Source organism: Enterobacter sp. MGH 16 (genome assembly GCF_000493175.1).
Taxonomy (GTDB): domain Bacteria; phylum Pseudomonadota; class Gammaproteobacteria; order Enterobacterales; family Enterobacteriaceae; genus Enterobacter; species Enterobacter roggenkampii.
The window spans coordinates 3,504,696-3,520,301 of the sequence record NZ_KI535695.1; the positions used below are offsets into that span (position 1 = coordinate 3,504,696).

Sequence of the window (15,606 nt, forward strand, 5' to 3'; positions counted from 1 at the left end):
GCAAGGTGTCACGCCGTTTTTGTCTCTACTCCTCATGTGGCGCAGGCTGATCTATCACCCGGAAGTTAACTACGCACTGCGACAAACGCTGGTGTTGTGTCTACCCGTGGCCATCGGCCTGATCCTCGGACACCTTCAGCAAGGCCTGCTCTTTTCCCTCGTGCCCGCCTGCTGCAACATTGCTGGCCTGGACACACCGCATAAGCGCTTTTTCAAACGTCTGATCGTGGGCGGCTGCCTGTTTGCTGGCTGTAGCCTTGCCGTACAGCTTTTACTGGCCCGGGATATCCCGCTGCCGCTGATCCTGACGGTGCTGGCGATGACGCTCGGCGTCACGGCGGAAATCAGCTCGCTGCACGCCCGCCTGCTACCCGCCTCGCTGATTGCGGCCATCTTCACGCTGAGCCTCGCCGGGAATATGCCGGTGTGGGAGCCGCTGCTGATCTACGCGCTGGGGACACTGTGGTACGGGCTGTTTAACTGGTTCTGGTTCTGGCTGTGGCGGGAACAGCCGCTGCGCGAATCCCTGAGCCTGCTCTATGTGCAGTTGGCGGAATACTGCGAAGCCAAATACACCCTGCTCACCCAGCATACCGATCCGGAAAAAGCCTTACCGCCGCTGCTGACGCGCCAGCAGAAGGTGGTGGATCTGATAAGCCAGTGCTATCAGCAGCTGCATATGCTCGCCGCCAACAAGAACCACGAATACAAACGGCTGCTGCGCACCTTCCAGGTAGGCCTGGATCTGCAGGAGCATATCTCCGTTAGCCTGCACCACCCGCAGGAGGTGCAAAAGCTGGTTGAGCGCAGCCACGCCGAAGCGGTGATCCGCTGGAACGCGCAGACCGTCTCGGCACGCCTGCGCGTGCTGGCTGACGATATTCTCTACCACCGCTATCCCACGCGCTTTAATATGGAAAAACAGCTCGGCGCGCTGGAGAAAATCGCCCGTCAGCATCCGGATAACCCGGTCGGCCAGTTTGCCGCCTGGCACTTCAGCCGCATCGCCCGCGTGCTGCGCACCCAGCGCCCGCTTTATTCCCGCGACCTGATGGCGGATAAACAAAAACGGCTTCCCCTGTTGCCCGCGCTCAAAAGCTATCTGTCTCTCAAATCGTCCGCCCTGCGCAATGCCGCACGAATTAGCGTGATGCTCAGTATCGCCAGCCTGATGGGCATGGCGCTGCATCTGCCGAAGCCCTACTGGATCTTAATGACCGTGCTGTTCGTCACCCAGAACGGCTACGGCGCCACGCGGGTGCGTATTCTGCACCGGGCGGGCGGCACCATGGCCGGGCTGATCATTGCAGGCGTAACGCTGCACTTCCACGTGCCGGAAGGCTATACCCTGGCAGGCATGCTGGCGATCACGCTGGTGAGCTACCTGATTATCCGCAAAAATTACGGCTGGGCGATGGTGGGCTTTACGGTGACGGCGGTATACACCCTGCAGCTGCTTACGCTGAACGGCGAACAGTTTATTGTCGCCAGGCTGATTGATACCCTGATCGGCTGCCTGATTGCCTTCGGCGGCATGGTCTGGCTGTGGCCGCAGTGGCAGAGCGGGCTGCTCAGGCAGAACGCCCACGACGCGCTGGAGGCCGACCAGCAGGCCATTCGCCTCATCCTGAGCGACGACCCGCAGCCCTCCCCGCTGGCGTATCAGCGCATGAAGGTCAACCAGGCGCACAACGCTCTGTTCAACTCGCTCAACCAGGCGATGCAGGAGCCGGGCTTTAACTCACATTATCTGGCCGATATGAAGCTGTGGGTAACGCACAGTCAGTTTATCGTTGAGCACATTAACGCCATGACGACGCTGGCGCGCGAGCATACGATGCTGACGCCGGATCTGGCGCAGCGCTATTTGCAGTCGTGTGAAATTGCGCTGCAGCGCTGCCAGCAGCGTCTGGAGTATGACTCGCCGGGCGAGTCGGGGGATTTAAATATTCTGGAAGCGCCGGAGACGTTAACCCACGGGCCAATGAGCACCCTGGAGCAACACTTGCAGCGCGTGCTGGGGCATCTGAACACCATGCACACCATTTCGTCGGTGGCATGGCGTCAGCGTCCGCATCATGGGGTTTGGTTAACGCGCCGGTTGAAACGAACCGAATATTAGCCTTTAACGATCTTTGCAACCGCCGCGGCAAAGCGGGTTAAGCCGTCTTCGATGTCTTTGTCTTCCACCACCAGCGACGGCGCAAAGCGCATCACGTCCGGCCCGGCGTTGAGCACCATCACCCCTTCGCGAGCGGCGGCGTGCAGGAAGTCGCGCGCGCGGCCCTTGTACTGCGGCTTCAGCTCGGCGCCAATCAGCAGCCCCATCCCGCGGATCTCGCTGAACACGTCGTACTGCTCGTCAATCTGCTTCAGGTGCTTCACAAACAGCTCGCGCTTCGCGCTAACGCCGTTTAGCACCTCTGGCGTGTTGATGATGTCGAACGCGGCCCCCGCTACGGCGCTCGCCAGCGGGTTACCGCCGTAGGTAGAGCCATGAGAACCGACGTGGAACGCGGAGGCGATCTCCTGCGTCGTCAGAACCGCACTTACCGGGAAACCGCCGCCGAGCGCTTTCGCGCTGGTCAGAATATCCGGCGTCACGCCGTAGTGCATATAGGCAAACAGGTCCCCGGTACGCCCCATCCCGCACTGCACTTCATCAAACACCAGCAGCGCCTGATGCTCGTCGCACAGCGCGCGCAGCCCTTTCAGGAATTCCGGGGTTGCCGCGGTCACGCCGCCTTCCCCCTGAATAGGCTCGACCACCACCGCGCTGGTGTGGTCGTCCATCACCGCTTTCACCGCGTGCAGATCGTTAAACGGCACGTGGATGATGTCGGCCGGTTTCGGACCAAACCCGTCGGAATACTTCGGCTGGCCGCCAACGGAGACGGTAAAGAAGGAGCGTCCGTGGAAGGCATTGTGGAAGGCGATGATTTTGGTTTTGTACGGGCTGTGGCGCGTGGTCGCGTAGTAGCGCGCCAGCTTAAAGGCGGTTTCGTTGGCTTCGGTGCCGGAGTTCATAAACAGCACGCGCTCGGCAAACGTGGCATCAATGATCTTACGGCCCAGGCGCAGCGCCGGTTCGTTGGTGAACACGTTGCTGGTGTGCCACAGGGTTTCACCCTGGGTTTTCAGCGCCTCCACCAGCGCGGGATGGCAATGACCCAGCGCCGTGACCGCAATACCGCCCGCGAAATCCACATACTCCTTGCCCTGCTGATCCCAGACGCGGCTGCCTTTCCCCCTCACCGGGATAAATTCAGCCGGTGCATAAATCGGCAGAATCACTTCATCGAATGTCGCGCGGGTAATTGCTGGTTGTTCAGTTGCCATGTCATGCCCATCCATTTATGTCACATTGATTGTGAAAATATAATCACAAAATATGCATAAAAAATCACAGCAAGGCAACAGATATTCAGCGATGGAGGAAATTTGCCAGCAGCGCGTGCCCCTGCTCGCTGAGGATGCTTTCCGGATGGAACTGCACGCCTTCGAGATCCCATTCGCGATGTCGAATCCCCATGATCTCCTGCGTATCGCTCCAGGCGGTCACCTCAAAGCCGTCGGGCAGCGTCGACGGGTCAATGACCAGGGAATGGTAGCGCGTCACGGTTAACGGATTATTGAGCCCCGTGAACACTCCGGTGCCCGTGTGGGTGACCGGCGAGGTTTTGCCGTGCATGACTTTGGCGGCGCGCACGATGGTGGCACCAAAGGCCTGAGCAATCGCCTGATGGCCCAGACAAACGCCGAGGATCGGCAGCTTGCCGGCATAGTGCTGGATAACCTCCAGCGAAATACCTGATTCCGACGGCGTGCAGGGGCCGGGTGAAATCACGATTTTCTGCGGAGCCAGCGTCTCGATATCGGCCAGGCCAATCTCGTCGTTACGTCGGACAACCACCTCTGCACCCAGTTCGCAAAAATACTGGTAAAGGTTCCAGGTGAAGGAATCGTAGTTATCAATCAGCAGAATCATGGCGGCTCCCGAAAAAAATGCCGCCCTATTCTACTCAGATTCCCGCGCTTCGCTCACTACTTTGGCAAAGATCGCGTTTAGCGCGGTTAAATCCCCCGTTGCGCCGCTGCGGTTAGCGGACACCCACTCCTCGGGATCGATATCGCGCCAGTCCAGTGAATAGCCCGCATGGAGCGCCAGCTGCTCAAAGAAAACGCGCTGAGCAATACCGTTACCACTCGAAAAAGGATGCAGCATGTTGATTTCACAATAATAATGGCTAATTTTTTCAATGAACGCCGCTTTCTCAAGGCCAGCCAGATACTTTTCGCTTTCCAGTGCCGCCATCAGTTCATTACCCATCTTCTCGATGTATTCGAAATGGCAGAAGGGAATATCACCTTTGAAAATATCGTCGGTCCGGAACTCACCTGCCCGCTTCATCTCTCTGCGGTAGAGATGGCGGTGAATAAGGCACAGATGGGGTAACCCGGGCGCGGAAGGCCCAAGCGCCAGGCTCTCAATGTCGGGATCCGATGGACCATTACCTTTCTCAAGGAGACAACTGGCCTGAAAGTTGACGCTACGCTGCTGCTCCCAAAGACGGGATTTTTGCTTGTCGGTGAGTTTTTTCACTTAACGCCTCCCTGAATAGTCCGTTTGCCACAAGTATAAGCAGCAAAACGCGCTTTCGCAGGGAGGGGTCACAACACGGGCGAGCCTCGCCCGCGTCGAAGAACGTTACGGCAGAACTTTTGCGGAGAGGATCACGACAGGTTTGGACGGCACATTCTGATACGGACCGACGTCATGGGTAGGCACCTGAGAAATCTTATCGGCCACGTCCATCCCTTTCACGATTTTACCGAACACCGCATAGCCGAAGTCGCGCTGGCCGTGGTCGAGGAAGGCGTTATCCGCCACGTTGAGGAAGAACTGGCTGGTCGCGCTATCTTTGTCTGCGGTACGCGCCATAGAGATCGTGCCGCGTTTGTTCAGCAGGCCGTTGTCCGCTTCGTTTTTGATTGGCGGGTTCGGCTGTTTCTGCTGCATCTGCTCGTTGAAGCCGCCACCCTGAATCATGAAGCCCGGGATCACGCGGTGGAAGGTGGTGTTGTTATAGAAACCACTGTTCACATAGTCGAGGAAGTTTTTCACAGAAACCGGAGCTTTCTGGCTATTCAGTTCCAGCTCAATATTCCCGGCGGAGGTGGTCAGCAGAACGTGAGGGTCCCCTTTTGCTGCCAGCGCAGCAGGGGAAACGGCAGAAAGAGCAAACACAGCTGCGACAGCCGCCAGTGTTGATTTGAGCATGAGAATTCCTTAACAAAGCGCAGTATAAAAAGCGAATGGCTTGATTCTAAAGAGCAGTATGAACGTAGACCAGCCTTTTACCTAATTTTACGAAATTGAAACAATTATTACTGCGCAAACGATTGGTTAGACCGCCACTTAATGTGATTTAGATCACATTAAAACCTGCAATGACATAATCATTACCCTTAAAAGATAGGAATGGATCACTTTAGCGACTAAAATCTGCCCGCTCTCAGCGCCCCTTCGGCGCTTTTCTTTTTTTGAACAGGCCAGACATGACTAACAGCAATCGCATCAAGCTCACATGGATCAGCTTCTTCTCCTACGCCCTGACCGGCGCGTTGGTGATCGTCACCGGGATGGTGATGGGGAATATCGCAGACTACTTCCAGCTGCCCGTTTCCAGCATGAGCAACACCTTCACCTTCCTCAACGCAGGGATCCTGATCTCTATCTTCCTGAATGCCTGGCTGATGGAAATCGTGCCGCTGAAAACCCAGCTTCGCTTCGGCTTCGTGCTGATGGTCTCCGCCGTGGCGGGTCTGATGCTCAGCCACAGCATCGCCCTGTTCTCAGCCGCCATGTTCGTGCTCGGCCTGGTCAGCGGGATCACCATGTCGATCGGGACGTTCCTGATTACCCATATGTATGAAGGCCGCCAGCGCGGCGCGCGCCTGCTGTTTACCGACTCCTTCTTCAGCATGGCCGGAATGATCTTCCCGATGGTCGCTGCCGTTCTGCTGGCGCGCAGCATTGAGTGGTACTGGGTCTACGCCTGCATCGGTCTGGTCTACGTTGCAATTTTCATTCTGACCTTCGGCTGCGACTTCCCGGTTCTGGGTAAAAAAGCGCAAACCACGGCAGAGCCTGTGGCGAAAGAGAAATGGGGTATCGGCGTGCTGTTCCTCTCCATCGCCGCCCTGTGCTACATCCTGGGCCAGCTGGGCTTTATCTCCTGGGTACCGGAATACGCCAAAGGTCTGGGCATGAGCCTGAACGACGCGGGCAAACTGGTGAGCGATTTCTGGATGTCCTACATGTTCGGCATGTGGGCGTTTAGCTTCATCCTGCGCTTCTTCGACCTGCAGCGCATTCTGACCGTGCTGGCGGGCCTGGCGACCGTGCTGATGTATCTGTTCATCAACGGTTCGCCGGAGCATATGCCGTGGTTCATTCTGACCCTGGGCTTCTTCTCCAGCGCCATTTATACCTCGATCATCACCCTGGGCTCTCTGCAGACCAAAGTGGCCTCGCCGAAGCTGGTTAACTTCGTTCTGACCTGCGGCACCATCGGCACCATGCTGACCTTCGTGGTGACGGGCCCGATCGTTGCCCACAGCGGCCCGCTGGCCGCGCTGCACACTGCGAACGGTCTGTACGCCGTGGTGTTCATCATGTGCTTCATCCTGGGCTTTGTGACCCGCCACCGCCAGCACAACGCGGCAGCGGCATCGCACTAAACCCTGCGCCCCTTTGCATTACGCAGAGGGGCTGTTTCTGGCGAAACTGACCTCTTCTCCTCCGGTATCCATCTGGATCCAGGTCTGCGCCAGCTGCGTAGTGGCAATAATCCGCCCCTGACGAATCGACCAGCGCACCGGCACCTGACAGCGCACCGCTTCAAACCCACTCTCCGCAGGCAGAATAATCAGGTTTGCCGGATTTCCCGTTTCAATACCGTAATCGCTCAGGCCGAAGGTGCGGGCGCTGTTATGGGTAATCAGGTTCAGGCCGCTGTCGATTTGCGGATAGCCCATCATCTGGCAGACATGTAGCCCCATATGCAGCACCTGCAGCATGTTGCCGGTGCCGAGCGGGTACCACGGGTCGAAGACGTCGTCATGACCAAAGCAGACGTTAATACCTGCCTCCTGCAGCTCTTTCACCCGGGTTATACCGCGACGCTTCGGATAGTCATCAAAGCGCCCCTGCAGGTGGATGTTGACCAGCGGGTTCGCAACGAAGTTAATCCCCGACATCTTCAGCAGACGGAAAAGCCGCGAGGTGTAAGCGCCGTTGTAGGCGTGCATGGCGGTGGTGTGGCTGGCCGTCACGCGCGGGCCGATGCCGGCCTCATACGCCAGCGTGGCCACCGTCTCGACAAACCGCGACTGTTCGTCGTCAATTTCATCGCAGTGGATATCCAGCGGGCGGTCATACTTCTTCGCCAGCTCAAAAGCGATGTGCAGCGACTGGACGCCATATTCCCGGGTAAATTCGAAGTGCGGGATCGCCCCCACCACGTCGGCTCCCAGTTTTAACGCCTCTTCAAGCAGCGCCGCGCCGTTCGGGTAAGAGAGAATACCTTCCTGCGGAAACGCGACGATTTGCAGCGTTACCCACGGCGCCACCTCCTGCTTCACCTCCAGCATCGCCTTCAGGGCGGTGAGCGTCGGGTCAGAGACATCCACATGGGTGCGGACAAACTGAATGCCGTTAGCGATTTGCCACTTCAGCGTTTTCCAGGCGCGTGCTTTCACATCCTCATGGCTGAGCAGCGCCTTGCGCTCCGCCCAGCGTTCAATGCCTTCGAACAGCGTGCCGGACTGGTTCCAGTTCGGCTCACCCGCCGTCTGGGTGGTATCAAGATGAATATGCGGCTCGATGAACGGGGGAATAGCCAGCCCACCGCGCGCGTTCAGTACCTCATAACTTTCGGCGTGGGTGTCGTCCATGGGGGTGATGTCACCAAATCGCCCGTTCTCGATGGCAAGTTGCCACAGCCCATCCCGACCCGGTAAACGCACATTCTGAACAAGCCATAACGGTGATGTAGACATAACTTTCCCCTCATAAACGCAGCTGATATTCAGGCGTATCGATTTTTGCAAAACCGCCCCTGATTTGTACACAAATTCAACGAACACGAAAAGCCTGCGATTTCCGCCACTTATAAAAATCCTGACAAATCAGTCATATACCACCTAAGGAGTAGGCGAAGGCGTATTTGATTTGCATCAATAAGCGCCCCTGCTGAATCGTTAAGGTAGGCAATAATAGAAAAGAAATCGAGGCAATAATGAGCAAAGTCAGACTCGCTATCATCGGTAACGGCATGGTCGGCCACCGCTTTATTGAGGATCTTCTCGATAAAGCCGATGCTGAGCAGTTCGATATTACCGTGTTCTGTGAAGAACCCCGCAAGGCATACGACCGTGTGCACCTGTCTTCCTACTTCTCCCATCATACCGCCGAAGAGCTCTCTCTGGTGCGTGAAGGTTTCTACGAGAAGCATGGCGTAAAAGTGCTGGTGGGCGAACGCGCTATCACCATCAACCGTCAGGAAAAAGTGATCCACTCCAGCGCCGGCCGTACGGTTTTTTACGATAAGCTGATCATGGCGACGGGCTCGTATCCGTGGATCCCGCCGATTAAAGGCTCGGAAACGCAGGATTGCTTCGTTTACCGTACCATTGAAGACCTCAACGCCATTGAATCCTGTGCGCGTCGAAGCAAACGCGGCGCGGTTGTTGGCGGTGGCCTGCTGGGCCTGGAAGCCGCGGGCGCGCTGAAAAACCTCGGCGTTGAAACCCACGTCATCGAATTTGCGCCGATGCTGATGGCCGAACAGCTGGACCACATGGGTGGTGACCAGCTGCGTCGTAAGGTCGAAAGCATGGGCGTGAAGGTTCACACCAGCAAAAACACCAAAGAGATCGTTCAGGAAGGGACTGAAGCACGCAAAACCATGCGCTTTGCCGACGGCAGCGAGCTGGAAGTGGACTTCATCGTCTTCTCCACCGGCATCCGCCCGCGCGACAAGCTGGCAACGCAGTGCGGCCTGGCCGTCGCGCAGCGCGGTGGGATCATGATTAACGACACCTGCCAGACCTCCGACCCGGATATTTACGCCATCGGCGAATGCGCCAGCTGGAACAACCGCGTATTCGGCCTGGTCGCGCCCGGGTACAAAATGGCGCAGGTCGCCGTGGATCATATCCTGGGCAGCGAAAACGCCTTCACCGGCGCAGACATGAGCGCCAAGCTGAAGCTGCTGGGCGTGGACGTAGGCGGTATTGGCGATGCGCATGGCCGCACGCCCGGCGCGCGCAGCTATGTCTATCTCGACGAAAGCAAAGAGGTCTACAAACGTCTCATCGTCAGCCAGGACAACAAAACCCTGCTCGGCGCGGTGCTGGTGGGCGACACCAGCGACTTCGGTAACCTGCTCCAGCTGGTGCTCAACGCCATCGAGCTGCCGGAAAACCCGGACGCGCTGATCCTCCCGGCGCACGCCTCCAGCGGCAAGCCGTCCATCGGCGTGGATAAACTGCCGGACAGCGCGCAGATTTGCTCCTGCTTCGACGTGACCAAAGGCATGCTGATCTCCGCGATCAACAAAGGGTGCCACACCGTTGCGGCGCTGAAAGCGGAAACCAAAGCCGGTACCGGCTGCGGCGGCTGTATTCCGCTGGTCACCCAGGTGCTGAACGCCGAACTGGCGAAACAGGGCATCGAAGTGAACAATAACCTGTGCGAGCACTTCGCGTATTCTCGCCAGGAGCTGTATCACCTGATCCGCGTGGAAGGCATTAAGTCCTTCGACGAACTGCTGGCGAAGCACGGCCAGGGCTACGGCTGTGAAGTGTGTAAACCGACCGTCGGCTCCCTGCTGGCCTCCTGCTGGAACGAGTACGTGCTCAAGCCCGAGCATACGCCGCTGCAGGACACCAACGACAACTTCCTGGCCAACATCCAGAAAGACGGCACCTACTCCGTGATTCCACGCTCGGCCGGTGGTGAAATCACGCCGGAAGGGCTGGTCGCGGTGGGCCGTATCGCACGTGAATTTAACCTCTACACCAAAATTACCGGCTCCCAGCGTATCGGCCTGTTTGGTGCGCAGAAGGACGACCTGCCGGAAATCTGGCGTCAGCTGATTGAAGCGGGCTTCGAAACCGGCCACGCGTACGCCAAAGCGCTGCGCATGGCGAAAACCTGCGTGGGCAGCACCTGGTGTCGCTACGGCGTCGGCGATAGCGTGGGCTTCGGCGTTGAGCTGGAAAACCGCTACAAAGGCATCCGTACCCCGCACAAAATGAAGTTCGGCGTCTCCGGCTGTACCCGCGAATGTGCGGAAGCGCAGGGTAAAGACGTGGGTATTATTGCCACCGAGAAAGGCTGGAACCTGTATGTGTGCGGCAACGGCGGGATGAAACCGCGCCATGCGGACCTGCTGGCGGCGGATCTCGATCGTGAGACGCTGATTCAGTATCTCGACCGCTTCATGATGTTCTACATCCGTACCGCCGATAAGCTGACCCGTACCGCCTCCTGGCTCGATAACCTTGAGGGCGGCATCGATTACCTGAAATCGGTCATCATCGACGACAAGCTGGGCCTGAACGAACATCTGGAAGCGGAGATGGCGCGCCTGCGCGAGGCGGTGATCTGCGAATGGACGGAAACCGTCAACACCCCGGCGGCGCAGACGCGCTTCAAACACTTTATCAACAGCACCCAGCGCGACCCGAACGTACAGGTTGTGCCGGAGCGCGAACAGCATCGTCCGGCCACGCCGTATGAACGTATTCCGGTCACGCTGGTGGAGGAAAACGCATGAGCCAGTGGGTAAACATCTGCAATATTAACGACATTCTCCCCGCCACCGGCGTCTGTGCGCTGCTGGGCAACGAGCAGGTGGCGATTTTCCGCCCTCGCCACGATGAACAGGTCTTTGCCATCAGCAATATCGACCCGTTCTTTGAGGCCAGCGTGCTCTCCCGCGGACTGATTGCCGAGCACCAGGGTGAACTGTGGGTCGCCAGCCCGTTGAAAAAGCAGCGTTTCCGCTTAACCGACGGACTCTGCATGGAAGATGAAAGCTTCTCGGTCAAACACTACGACGTCCGCGTGAAGGACGGCGAGGTGCAGCTGAAAGCGTAACCCCTCGCCTTTTCAATAGGAAAGGCTTATGACCCCTTATGGGTAACGGCAGGAAAAACCGTATGTTCTGTACGATTCCTGCTGTTATCCTGACGTCAATTCTTCCCCCGCCATGAATGCTGTGAGGTAACGTCGTGGATCACCTGCCGATTTTTTGTCAATTACGCAACCGCGACTGCCTGCTCGTGGGCGGCGGCGACGTGGCCGAGCGCAAAGCGCGCCTGCTCTTAGAGGCTGGCGCCCGCCTGACCGTGAATGCCCTGTCCTTCGCCCCCCAGTTTGAGGTTTGGGCCCAGGAAGGGATGCTCACGCTGGAACAGGGCGCGTTTAATGAATCCCTGCTGGACACCTGCTGGCTGACCATCGCCGCGACGGATGACGATGAAGTGAACCAGCGCGTGAGCGACGCCTGCGAAGCGCGCCGTATCTTCTGCAACGTGGTGGATGCGCCGAAAGAAGCCAGCTTTATCATGCCGTCGATTATCGACCGCTCGCCGCTGATGATTGCGGTATCGTCCGGGGGACGTTCACCGGTTCTCGCGCGTCTGCTGCGGGAAAAACTGGAAGCCCTGTTGCCTCAACACCTTGGCCAGATTGCGCATTATGCCGGGCAGCTGCGTTCACGCGTGAAGCAAACCTTCGCGACCGTGGGCGAGCGCCGTCGCTTCTGGGAAAAATTCTTTGTGAACGACAGGCTGGCGCAGTCGCTGGCGAATCAGGACACCAAAGCCGTTGAAGAGACGACTGAGCAGTTGCTAAGCGAACCGCTGGACCATCGCGGCGAAGTGGTGCTGGTGGGCGCAGGCCCCGGAGATGCGGGTTTGCTGACGCTGAAAGGGCTACAGCAGATCCAGCAGGCGGATATCGTGGTGTACGACCGTCTGGTCTCCGATGACATCATGAACCTGGTGCGCCGCGACGCCGACCGCGTCTTCGTGGGCAAGCGCGCGGGCTACCACTGCGTGCCGCAGGAGGAGATTAACCAGATCCTGCTGCGCGAAGCGCAAAAGGGAAAACGCGTGGTCCGCCTGAAGGGGGGCGATCCGTTTATCTTTGGACGCGGCGGTGAAGAGCTGGAAACCCTGTGCGACGCGGGTATTCCGTTCTCCGTGGTGCCCGGCATTACGGCGGCGTCCGGCTGTTCAGCGTACTCTGGCATTCCGCTGACCCACCGCGACTACGCTCAGAGCGTGCGTCTGGTGACGGGCCACCTGAAGACCGGCAGCGAGCTGGACTGGCATAACCTGGCCGCCGAAAAGCAGACGCTGGTGTTCTACATGGGGCTCAATCAGGCCGCCACGATTCAGGCGAAGCTGCTGGAGCACGGTATGAATGCGGATATGCCCGTCGCGCTGGTCGAAAACGGCACCGCCATTACGCAGCGCGTAGTGGATGGCGTGCTGACGCAGTTAGGCGAGCTGGCGCAGCAGGTCGAAAGCCCGGCGCTGATTGTGGTGGGCCGCGTGGTTGAACTGCGCGACAGGCTGAACTGGTTCTCGAATCACTAACGCATATTCTCCCTTCCTGGAGTAGTCCTTAAGCGGACTACTCCCCTCTTACCGCTACCGATAACATACCGCCCCGAAGTGGAACTTTTCCCTTTATTCCCTTGAGTTACATCCAATTTTCGTTTTAAAGACAAGGAATGCGTATGTTCAAACTGGCAAAAGCCGCCGTTCTGGTTGGCCTGTTATCGACGCTGACGGCCTGCACCGGTCACGTTCAAAACACCAAAAATAACTGCAGCTACGATTACCTGCTGCACCCGGCGATCTCCATTTCGAAGATCATCGGTGGTTGCGGCCCGGCGGCACAGCAGTAAGCGTTTTACAGGCGTAAAAAAACCGGGATGTCCCGGTTTTTTTGTTGGCGTAGAGCGGTTTTTTTGTTGGCGTAGAGCGGTTTTTTGTCGGGTGGCGCTGACGCTTACCCGACCTACACGGTCCCGTAGGCCGGGTAAGGCGAAGCCGCCACCCGGCAAAGCAAGCTTAAGGTTTACCCACAAACCCAATCGCTTCATACACCGCTTTCAGGGTTTCGGACGCGCGCGCGCTGGCTTTTTCCGCCCCCTCTTTCATCACTTTCTGCAGGAACGCTTCGTCGTTACGGTAGCGGTGATAACGCTCCTGCAGCTCGGTCAGCATGCCGGAAACGGCATCTGCCACTTCGCCTTTCAGGTGGCCGTACATCTTGCCTTCGAAGTGTTTTTCCAGTTCATGGATGCTCTGGCCGGTGACGCCGGAGAGGATATCCAGCAGGTTGGAGACGCCCGCTTTGTTCTGCACGTCGTAGCGCACAACAGGCGGCTCGTCGGAGTCCGTGACCGCGCGCTTGAGCTTTTTGACAACCGATTTCGGATCTTCCAGCAGGCCGATAACGTTGTTGCGGTTATCGTCAGACTTGGACATCTTCTTGGTCGGCTCCAGCAGCGACATTACGCGTGCGCCGGACTTCGGAATAAATGGCTCTGGTACTTTAAACACATCGCCGTAGAGCGCGTTGAAGCGCTGGGCGATATCGCGGCTCAGCTCCAGGTGCTGCTTCTGGTCTTCGCCCACAGGTACCTGATTTGTCTGGTACAGCAGAATGTCTGCCGCCATCAGCACCGGATAGTCAAACAGGCCGGCGTTGATGTTTTCAGAGTAGCGCGCGGATTTATCCTTGAACTGCGTCATGCGGCTCAGCTCGCCGAAATAGGTGTAGCAGTTCAGCGCCCAGCCCAGCTGCGCGTGCTCCGGCACGTGAGACTGAACGAAGATGGTGCTCTTCTCCGGATCGATGCCGCAGGCCAGATACAGCGCCAGGGTGTCCAGCGTGGCTTTGCGCAGCTTCTCAGGATCCTGACGCGCGGTAATCGCATGGAGATCGACGATGCAGTAAATGCAATGGTAGTCATCCTGCATGCTGACCCACTGACGTAACGCGCCCATGTAGTTACCAATGGTCAATTCACCTGAAGGCTGTGCGCCACTAAAAACGATGGGCTTAGTCATTGTTCAATTCCTGATGTTCACTGTGCGAAAGCCCGAGTGCGGGCAACAAATCTTTGAAGTGGTCGAAAACGACGTCCGGCTCACTCAGCGTGATGGCTTCACCGTAGTTGTAGCCATAGGTTAACCCCACGGAAGGACACCCGGCCGCGCGGGCAGCCAGAATATCATTGCGGGAATCGCCGACAAAGAGCAGCTCCGCAGGCGTTAAGGATAATTTTCCTGCCACCAGCAGCAGCGGTTCCGGATGGGGCTTTTTGTTCTGCACGTCGTCGCCGCCCACAATCACGGAGAAATACTTCGCGATATTGAGCGCTTCCAGCAGCGGTGCGACAAACGGCGTGGGTTTGTTGGTCACCAGACCCAGCGGGATGCCCTTCGCGTGCAGCGCGCTCAGCGTTTCCTGAACGTCAGGGAACAGGAAGCTGCCCTCCTCGACGGTCTCTTCATAGAAACGATCGAACAGTTTGCGCAGAATACGCAGCTGCTCTTCCTGCGGGATGTCCGCGTGATCGACGCTCGGTTTACCCTGGGCGGAACGCTGCGACGCACGCTCCTGACGCGCCCACGTCAACGCGCGCGCCATCAGAACATCGGCGCCGTTGCCAATCCACGTGACGACGCGCTCTTCACCCGCAACGGGGAGTTCAAGTGCATACAGCGCCTGGTCGACGGCGCTCGTTAAGCCCGGCGCGCTGTCAACCAGCGTGCCGTCGAGGTCGAATGCCACACCCCGAATAGCCTGTAATTTATCCATGACTTACCTTCGCCAGCTCGCGGCGCATTTCATCAATGACTTTTTTGTAATCCGGTTGGTCGAAAATGGCTGAACCAGCAACGAACATATCCGCGCCTGCCGCCGCAATTTCACCAATGTTATTCACTTTCACGCCGCCGTCTACTTCCAGACGAATGTCGTAGCCTGACTCGTCGATACGACGGCGGACTTCACGCAGCTTATCCAGCGTGTGAGGAATGAATGACTGGCCGCCAAAACCGGGGTTAACGGACATCAGCAGGATCACGTCCAGCTTGTCCATGACATAGTCGAGATAGCTCAGCGGCGTGGCCGGGTTAAACACCAGACCCGCTTTACAGCCGTTCTCTTTGATCAGCTGCAGCGTGCGATCCACATGTTCAGAGGCTTCCGGATGGAAGGTGATGATGCTGGCACCCGCCGCGGCGAAGTCAGGCACGATGCGATCAACCGGTTTCACCATCAGGTGAACGTCGATCGGGGCGGTAATGCCATAGTTACGCAGCGCCTTGAGCACCATCGGACCGATGGTCAGGTTAGGAACGTAGTGGTTATCCATCACGTCGAAATGGACGACATCCGCGCCAGCCGCCAGTGCGTTGGCGGTATCTTCACCCAGGCGGGCAAAATCGGCCGACAGAATTGAGGGAGCAATCAAAAACTGTTTCATCCGCTTCTCCTTGAAATGT

At 57.8% G+C, this 15,606-nt stretch carries 14 protein-coding genes; 6 read left to right on the forward strand and 8 right to left on the reverse strand.

Going from position 1 to position 15,606, the window contains the following annotated elements; all coding sequences use genetic code 11:
- Positions 1-34 precede the first annotated feature (34 nt).
- The gene (locus tag L362_RS06345; protein ID WP_023345020.1) at positions 35-2,122 is read left to right on the forward strand and encodes a YccS/YhfK family putative transporter; all 2,088 of its coding nucleotides are present in this window, start codon (positions 35-37) and stop codon (positions 2,120-2,122) included.
- Here L362_RS06345 and L362_RS06340 read toward each other — a convergent pair.
- From L362_RS06340 to ppiA, 4 genes are all read right to left on the reverse strand, one after another.
- On the reverse strand, positions 2,119-3,339 hold the full coding sequence (locus L362_RS06340; protein WP_023345021.1) for a bifunctional acetylornithine/succinyldiaminopimelate transaminase: 1,221 nt from the start codon (positions 3,337-3,339) through the stop codon (positions 2,119-2,121). The two genes, L362_RS06345 and L362_RS06340, sit on opposite strands and share 4 nt — an antisense overlap.
- A gap of 85 nt (positions 3,340-3,424) precedes the next feature.
- On the reverse strand, positions 3,425-3,988 hold the full coding sequence (gene pabA, locus L362_RS06335) for an aminodeoxychorismate synthase component 2 (RefSeq protein WP_008503021.1): 564 nt from the start codon (positions 3,986-3,988) through the stop codon (positions 3,425-3,427).
- 30 nt (positions 3,989-4,018) lie between these two features.
- Positions 4,019-4,603 carry a putative adenosine monophosphate-protein transferase Fic gene (locus tag L362_RS06330; RefSeq protein ID WP_023345022.1) on the reverse strand — a complete coding sequence of 195 codons (585 nt, stop codon included), beginning with the start codon at positions 4,601-4,603 and terminating at the stop codon, positions 4,019-4,021.
- 105 nt (positions 4,604-4,708) lie between these two features.
- Positions 4,709-5,281 carry a peptidylprolyl isomerase A gene (gene ppiA, locus L362_RS06325; RefSeq protein WP_014885514.1) on the reverse strand — a complete coding sequence of 191 codons (573 nt, stop codon included), beginning with the start codon at positions 5,279-5,281 and terminating at the stop codon, positions 4,709-4,711.
- Positions 5,282-5,559: 278 nt separating this feature from the next.
- On the opposite strand from ppiA, the gene tsgA reads away from it, so the two are divergent.
- The gene (gene tsgA / locus L362_RS06320; RefSeq protein WP_023345023.1) at positions 5,560-6,744 is read left to right on the forward strand and encodes an MFS transporter TsgA; all 1,185 of its coding nucleotides are present in this window, start codon (positions 5,560-5,562) and stop codon (positions 6,742-6,744) included.
- Between the two features lie 18 nt (positions 6,745-6,762).
- Here tsgA and L362_RS06315 read toward each other — a convergent pair whose 3' ends face one another.
- The gene (locus L362_RS06315; RefSeq protein WP_023345024.1) at positions 6,763-8,064 is read right to left on the reverse strand and encodes a cytosine deaminase; all 1,302 of its coding nucleotides are present in this window, start codon (positions 8,062-8,064) and stop codon (positions 6,763-6,765) included.
- Between the two features lie 239 nt (positions 8,065-8,303).
- Here L362_RS06315 and nirB point away from each other — a divergent pair, with 239 nt between their 5' ends.
- The 4 genes from nirB (at position 8,304) to L362_RS06295 (ending at position 12,992) form a co-directional block, all read left to right on the forward strand.
- Entirely contained in the window at positions 8,304-10,847 is a 2,544-nt protein-coding gene (nirB, locus tag L362_RS06310; protein ID WP_023345025.1) for a nitrite reductase large subunit NirB, read from the forward strand.
- Positions 10,844-11,170, forward strand: coding sequence for a nitrite reductase small subunit NirD (nirD, locus tag L362_RS06305; protein WP_008503027.1), 327 nt, complete (start codon positions 10,844-10,846; stop codon positions 11,168-11,170). Before nirB ends, nirD begins: the two co-directional genes overlap by 4 nt.
- Positions 11,171-11,304: 134 nt before the next feature.
- Positions 11,305-12,678, forward strand: a complete 1,374-nt coding sequence (gene cysG, locus L362_RS06300) for a siroheme synthase CysG (protein ID WP_008503028.1) — start codon at positions 11,305-11,307, stop codon at positions 12,676-12,678.
- Positions 12,679-12,821: 143 nt separating this feature from the next.
- On the forward strand, positions 12,822-12,992 hold the full coding sequence (locus tag L362_RS06295; RefSeq protein ID WP_008503029.1) for a YhfL family protein: 171 nt from the start codon (positions 12,822-12,824) through the stop codon (positions 12,990-12,992).
- A 166-nt stretch (positions 12,993-13,158) separates the two neighbouring features.
- Here L362_RS06295 and trpS read toward each other — a convergent pair whose 3' ends face one another.
- Genes trpS through rpe form a run of 3 tightly spaced genes read right to left on the reverse strand, consistent with a single transcriptional unit; the run spans position 13,159 to position 15,587 of the window.
- A complete protein-coding gene (trpS, locus tag L362_RS06290; RefSeq protein ID WP_023345026.1) occupies positions 13,159-14,163 on the reverse strand; it encodes a tryptophan--tRNA ligase in 1,005 nt (334 codons plus the stop codon).
- Positions 14,156-14,917: a phosphoglycolate phosphatase gene (gene gph, locus L362_RS06285; RefSeq protein WP_023326223.1), complete on the reverse strand. Its 762-nt coding sequence runs from the start codon at positions 14,915-14,917 to the stop codon at positions 14,156-14,158. Before gph ends, trpS begins: the two co-directional genes overlap by 8 nt.
- The gene (gene rpe / locus L362_RS06280; protein ID WP_008503032.1) at positions 14,910-15,587 is read right to left on the reverse strand and encodes a ribulose-phosphate 3-epimerase; all 678 of its coding nucleotides are present in this window, start codon (positions 15,585-15,587) and stop codon (positions 14,910-14,912) included. The genes gph and rpe overlap by 8 nt, the downstream gene beginning before the upstream one ends.
- Between the last annotated feature and the right edge of the window lie 19 nt (positions 15,588-15,606).